This is a genomic window from Escherichia sp. MR, from assembly GCF_005280595.1.
Classification (GTDB): Bacteria; Pseudomonadota; Gammaproteobacteria; order Enterobacterales; family Enterobacteriaceae; genus Escherichia; species Escherichia ruysiae.
Window position 1 is genome coordinate 48,344 of sequence record NZ_SZVK01000026.1, and the last position, 6,281, is coordinate 54,624.

Genomic DNA, 6,281 nt, shown 5'->3' on the forward strand with positions numbered 1-6,281 from the left:
CTGAATCAACCGTAACGACCGGTGATGTAGTCTTCTGTTTGTTTCTTCGCTGGCTTGGTGAACAGATCGTCCGTGTTGCTGAACTCAATCAATTCGCCCATATACATAAATGCCGTGTGGTCGGAACAACGCGCAGCCTGCTGCATGTTGTGGGTGACGATCACCACGGTGTAATCCTGCTTCAGTTCGGTGATCAGCTCTTCAATACGCCCGGTGGAGATAGGGTCGAGCGCCGAACACGGTTCGTCGAGCAGCAGCACTTCCGGGCGAATGGCGATTCCTCGCGCAATGCACAGACGCTGTTGCTGACCACCAGAGAGAGAGTAACCGCTCTGGTGCAATTTATCTTTGGTTTCGTTCCACAATGCGGCTTTGGTCAATGCCCACTGTACGCGCTCGTCCATGTCGGCACGAGAGAGCTTCTCAAACAGACGGACACCAAAAGCGATGTTGTCGTAAATGGACATCGGGAACGGCGTCGGTTTCTGGAACACCATGCCCACTTTCGCACGCAGCAGGGCGATATCCTGAGTGTTCGTCAGAATGTTGTCGCCATCGAGCAGAATTTCACCTTCCGCACGCTGATCCGGGTACAGTTCAAACATTTTATTGAAGGTACGCAGCAGCGTCGATTTACCGCAGCCGGACGGCCCGATAAACGCCGTAACCTGGTTTTTAGCGATATCCAGGTTGATGTTTTTCAGGGCATGGAATTTGCCGTAGTAGAAGTTCAAATTACGAACCTGAATTTTACTCGGGGCAGTTTCAACCATACTCATTGCAATCTTTTCCTCATCGTGCCTGATGCACTTCGCGAATCAGGCTTACCGTAGGCCGGATAAGGCGCTCACGCCGCATCCGACAAAGTGTTAACCGTGTACAGAGTCAAAAAGGCGCTCGATCGGTCCCCTCGCCCCTCTGGGGAGAGGGTTAGGGTGAGGGGAAAACCGTGTCAGCAATATCAACCGTGTTTATTCTTCGCAAAAACAACGCGCGCCAGAATGTTCAGCAGCAGGACGCACAGAGTGATGATCAATACCCCGGCCCAGGCCAGTTGCTGCCATTCCGCAAATGGGCTCATCGCAAACTTAAAGATCGTCACCGGCAGGTTGGCGATCGGCTGCATCATGTCCGTGCTCCAGAACTGGTTGGAGAGCGCGGTAAACAGCAGCGGCGCGGTTTCACCAGCAATACGGGCAATCGCCAGCAGGATACCGGTCATGATCCCGGATACCGACGCTTTCAGCGTAATCGCGGAGATCATCTTCCACTTCGGCGTACCCAGCGCATAAGCCGCTTCACGCAGGCTGTCCGGCACCAGTTTCAGCATGTTCTCGGTGGTACGGATAACAATCGGCACCTGCAACAGCGCCAGCGCAATTACGCCCGCCCAGCCGGAGAAGTGCTCCATCTGCGCCACCACGATGGTATAAACAAACAGACCAACCACAATCGACGGAGCGGAGAGCAGAATGTCGTTAATAAAGCGAATCACTTCTGCCAGCCAGGATTTACGGCCATACTCCGCCAGATAAATCCCCGCCATAATACCCAGCGGCGTACCGAATACCGTGGCCCACAAAATTAACAGGCCGCTACCCGCCAGGGCGTTCGCCAGACCACCACCTTCCGTATTTGGCGGCGGCGTCATTTCGGTGAACAGCGCCAGCGACATACCGTCGATTCCGCGAGTGATGGTGGACATTAAAATCCAGATCAGCCAGAACAGGCCGAAGGCCATCGTCGCCATTGAGAGCGTCAGCGCAATACGGTTTTTGAGACGGCGACGCGCCTGCATTTTGCGGCGGGATTCCGCCAGCGCCGCAGTGGTTTGCATTTCAACCATAGCCATTAGCGTGCCCCCTCATTCTTAGCCAGGCGCATAATCATAAACTTCGATGCGGCCAGTACGATGAAGGTAATTACAAACAGGATCAGGCCGAGTTCCATCAGTGCGGCAACGTGCAGGCCAGATTCCGCTTCCGCAAATTCGTTGGCCAGCGCAGAGGTGATACTGTTGCCCGGCATGTACAGCGAGGCGCTGTCGAGCTGGTAGGTGTTACCGATGATAAAGGTCACCGCCATGGTTTCACCGAGCGCGCGCCCCAGCCCCAGCATAATGCCGCCGATAACACCATTTTTGGTGAACGGAAGAACGATACGCCAGATAACTTCCCAGGTGGTGCAGCCGATACCGTAGGCCGACTCTTTCATCATCACAGGTGTCTGTTCGAACACATCGCGCATGACCGCCGCAATGTACGGAATGATCATAATGGCGAGGATCACGCCTGCCGCGAGGATACCGATACCAAAGGCCGGTCCGGAGAACAGCGCACCGACAATCGGGATATTCGACAGGATATTGCCGACTGGCTCCTGGAAGTAAACGGCAAACAGCGGCGCAAAGATAAACAGGCCCCACATGCCGTAAACGATACTTGGAATGGCTGCCAGCAGCTCAATGGCGATACCCAGCGGGCGTTTCAGCCAGCCAGGCGCAAGCTCAGTCAGGAACAGGGCGATACCGAAACTCACCGGAACGGCGATCAGCAGCGCGATAAACGAAGTCACCAGCGTACCGTAGATCGGCACCAGCGCCCCGTAGATATCGTTCGGTGCATCCCACTCTTTGGTCCACAGGAAAGCCAGACCAAATTTCTGAATGCTCGGCCAGGAGGAGATGATCAGAGAGACAATAATGCCACCCAACATCAATAGCACAATCAGCGCCGCCAGTTTTACCAGCACGCTGAAAATTATGTCGCCCTTTTTACCCGGTGGGTTAAAAGCAGGCTTGGTTGCAGCCATAAGTTACTCTTCAGTTAAACGCGTTTACAAAGTCATTTTGTAATGCCGGATACGACGTAAAGACCTTATCCGGCATGGTGTTTTATTAGTACAGCGGCTTACCGCTACTGTCTTTAATATTGGTCTTCCACGCAGCGCGAACCTGTTCTACAACGCTCTCCGGCAGGCTGGCGTAATCAAGGTCGTTAGCCTGTTTAGCCCCGGTTTTGTATGCCCAGTCGAAGAACTTCAGCACTTCTACACCCTGCTCAGGTTTCTTCTGATCTTTGTGGATCAGTATGAACGTGGTAGAGGTAATAGGCCATGCATCTTCGCCTTTCTGGTTGGTCAGATCCTGAGCGAAGGTTTTGCTCCAGTCTGCACCTTTTGCTGCATTAGCGAAGTTTTCTTCGGTCGGACTAACCGGTTTACCATCAGCGGAGATCAGTTTGGTGTACGCCAGGTTGTTCTGCTTAGCGTAAGCATATTCAACGTAACCAATTGCACCCGGCAGACGCTGAACGAACGCGGCGATACCGTCGTTACCTTTACCGCCCAGACCGATCGGCCATTTTACGGTAGAGCCAGTACCAACGTTGTTTTTCCACTCTTCGTTCACTTTCGCCAGGTAGCTGGTGAAGACGAAGGAAGTCCCGGAGCCATCTGCGCGGCGCACTACGGCAATGTTCTGTGAAGGCAGTTTCAGACCCGGATTGAGTTTAGCGATGGCTTCGTCATCCCACTTTTTGATTTTGCCCAGGTAGATGTCACCGAGAGTTTTACCATCCAGCACCAGTTCACCAGATTTCAGACCCGGCAGGTTAACCGCCAGCACCACGCCGCCAATCACGGTCGGAAACTGGAAAAGGCCTTCCTGAGCCAGTTTTTCGTCAGACAGCGGCGCGTCTGAAGCACCGAAATCAACGGTATTGGCGATAATCTGTTTTACGCCACCGGAAGAACCGATACCCTGGTAGTTAACTTTATTACCGGTTTCTTTCTGGTAAGTGTCAGCCCATTTGGCATACACCGGCGCAGGGAAGGTTGCACCCGCACCTGTCAGGCTTGCTTCTGCAAATACAGAGAAAGCACTCATCGATAAGGTCGCGGCGACAACAGTTGCGACGGTGGTACGCATAACTTTCATAATGTCTCCTGGGAGGATTCATAAAGCATTGTTTGTTGGCTACGAGAAGCAAAATAGGACAAACAGGTGACAGTTATATGTAAGGTTTATGACAGTTTTATGACAAATCAGGATTATTATTTAAGTGTTTAATTTATTTGAAGAAAAAAAGGAAAGCGATGTCATCGTTTTGTCATGTCGGATGAAAATATACAGCCAAAAATGCGTAAAATGACAACGGTGTGAGGAGCACCGCTGTCAGTTCGGTTAGCGAACAATCTCAATTGTTATGGTTGCAGTCGCGGTAAATGTTCCTGGCGCAGGGCGAGCTCCAGTGAGGCTTGCAGGTGCGGCAGAAAAAGTGACGTTGCCAGCTTTCTCTCCATAGACGGTTGTTTTGCCCATATCTGTCGACAATTCGCCTCCGTTTACTTTGATTTCCTTATTATTTTTATCGTATATTTTTACCCCCACGTTGGGGTTTGACGTTACAACCATAGAATTATCCGTACTGGATTCAGTAGCATAAAATGATGTGGTGATATCGTCTGTATTCAGTAACCCCATGTTTTCACACTCAATAGTGACGGTTTTAGTGATTTTATGCGTTGTTACCGCACTCCCGGTAACAGAGGAAAAATCTGCGGCGGGTATTTCTTTAAAATCAAAATAAACCGGTTGTAAATTATTAATTTCGCAAGTTTGTGCCGCAGTGATATCGCCGTGAATGTAAACATCAGCCATCGGTTGAGAATAATCAACCGGCGTATCACGACTTATGGTTCCATACAACGTAGATATCTTTGTTTCAGGAATAATTAACTTTCCCACAAAGGTTTTTTTGATATAAAAATAAATTTGTGCTCTTGCACCGCTGGAAATATTCAAGGGGGAAATACGGCCACAATCATAACTGTTAGAAGGCTTATTAGGCTGATAGTCAAACGGTGCATTAACCATTCCTACTCCGAGAATATCAATTGCAATACCCACATCGAGATTCGGATTAAGATTATAATAATTCAAGCCTGAGTGAACACCAGCAAAGCTTAAGGCATCATTGATTCTGGCTGTGTAGTAAATAAAGGAGAATCGATCTAAAGGCCCCGTATCACAATGACAGCGACCTGGATAAGAGCCACCATTACTCACCGTGGTGTTAAATATCGTACCTACTCTGTTCTGGTTCGCTGTAATAAGATAGCCTGAAAAATTAAGCGTACTATGGAAAACCCCATTATCTGGAGTACAGATACCTTTAGGCGCAGCTAGTATTGTGCCACTAAAAGAGACAATAAGAATCGCCAACCACCATCGTATAATATTCTTGTTCATAAAAATCCTTTTAATGACATGTCACGTCTTGCTCAATTAATCCACTTTCACTTGCAGGTAATGAGAGAGTGTAATCGAAGGTACATTTTGTGGTCGCATTTTCGCCCCAGGATAATGTTACTTGTCCCTTTTCAGTAAGTCCCGAGAGATAAAGCTCGCCATGGTCCCCCACAATCCCTGAGTTTGCAGAGGACGCGCTTTGTACTGATGCCATCGCGCCAAATGGTGCTGGCTTACCTTTTACATTCATGACTCTGAATAAAACACGGTAACCCACATGCGTAACAAACTCTGCTTTAACCACAGCGCCACGCGTCGGAATCATCGTCACGACGGTATTATCAAGCTCGACATTTGCTTTCGAGAAATAGTTATCACTGATTGCCACTCGGTTTTCATCATATGGATTTAGTTGTGTCTTGACCGTGTAGCCACGCCAGTCCGTTGCGGCACCGCGCATATTATCAATTTCCAGCCCGGCTGCGCCTGGTGCTTTAACCAGCGCGATGGTTTCACCTAACTCCTGACTTAACGTTACCCCTTCGCTGTGCGCCAGAATACCGCCCTTAATACCGTAATTGAGTCGCTGGGAATTTTGGCTGTAATTATAACTGCCGTTCAGCGAACCGTAGGTGCCGTCATAAGACAGTGACATATTCCCGCCAACTTCATCATCGTGGCTGTTATAAGACTGCATTAAATTCCAGGACAGATTATTTTTTTCCAGGGCTGTTCCGCTTATCCCTACTTGATGTGAACTGCCGGAATTATCATTTTGTGAAACGGAATATGTGGCGTAACTATTCCCCCACCAGCCAGATAAAGGCACAGATAAAGAGAGCATGTAGATCTGCTCACTGCTGTTATCACTGGCATAATTATTACTCGTCCCCTGACGAGCGGTATTGGAATAACTCCAGGAGATATTCCACGAGAGACGCTTCCAGCTACTGCTGGGTAATGACTCCAACTTATTGATAGTGTTTTATGTTCAGATAATGCCCGATGACTTTGTCATGCAGCTCCACCG

The 6,281-nt window shown here is 49.5% G+C and carries 6 protein-coding genes and 1 pseudogene; all 7 read right to left on the minus strand.

Translation table 11 applies throughout. The annotated features are described in order from the left end of the window. Window positions 1–5: 5 nt before the first annotated feature. The gene (gene pstB, locus FC814_RS12860) at window positions 6–779 is read right to left on the minus strand and encodes a phosphate ABC transporter ATP-binding protein PstB (RefSeq protein WP_000063120.1); all 774 of its coding nucleotides are present in this window, start codon (window positions 777–779) and stop codon (window positions 6–8) included. A gap of 182 nt (window positions 780–961) precedes the next feature. Beyond that, window positions 962–1,852, minus strand: coding sequence for a phosphate ABC transporter permease PstA (gene pstA, locus FC814_RS12865; protein WP_001251991.1), 891 nt, complete (start codon window positions 1,850–1,852; stop codon window positions 962–964). Continuing rightward, window positions 1,852–2,811, minus strand: a complete 960-nt coding sequence (pstC, locus tag FC814_RS12870; RefSeq protein WP_000741617.1) for a phosphate ABC transporter permease PstC — start codon at window positions 2,809–2,811, stop codon at window positions 1,852–1,854. Before pstC ends, pstA begins: the two co-directional genes overlap by 1 nt. Before the next feature lie 85 nt (window positions 2,812–2,896). After that, window positions 2,897–3,937: a phosphate ABC transporter substrate-binding protein PstS gene (pstS, locus tag FC814_RS12875; protein ID WP_000867164.1), complete on the minus strand. Its 1,041-nt coding sequence runs from the start codon at window positions 3,935–3,937 to the stop codon at window positions 2,897–2,899. Between the two features lie 246 nt (window positions 3,938–4,183). Next, window positions 4,184–5,251, minus strand: a complete 1,068-nt coding sequence (locus FC814_RS12880) for a fimbrial protein (RefSeq protein WP_001038771.1) — start codon at window positions 5,249–5,251, stop codon at window positions 4,184–4,186. 10 nt (window positions 5,252–5,261) lie between these two features. Continuing rightward, window positions 5,262–6,206, minus strand: a pseudogene (locus tag FC814_RS12885) (fimbria/pilus outer membrane usher protein); the annotation flags it as partial. A gap of 16 nt (window positions 6,207–6,222) precedes the next feature. Next, the gene (locus FC814_RS23505; protein ID WP_003032489.1) at window positions 6,223–6,279 is read right to left on the minus strand and encodes an IS1 family transposase; all 57 of its coding nucleotides are present in this window, start codon (window positions 6,277–6,279) and stop codon (window positions 6,223–6,225) included. Between the last annotated feature and the right edge of the window lie 2 nt (window positions 6,280–6,281).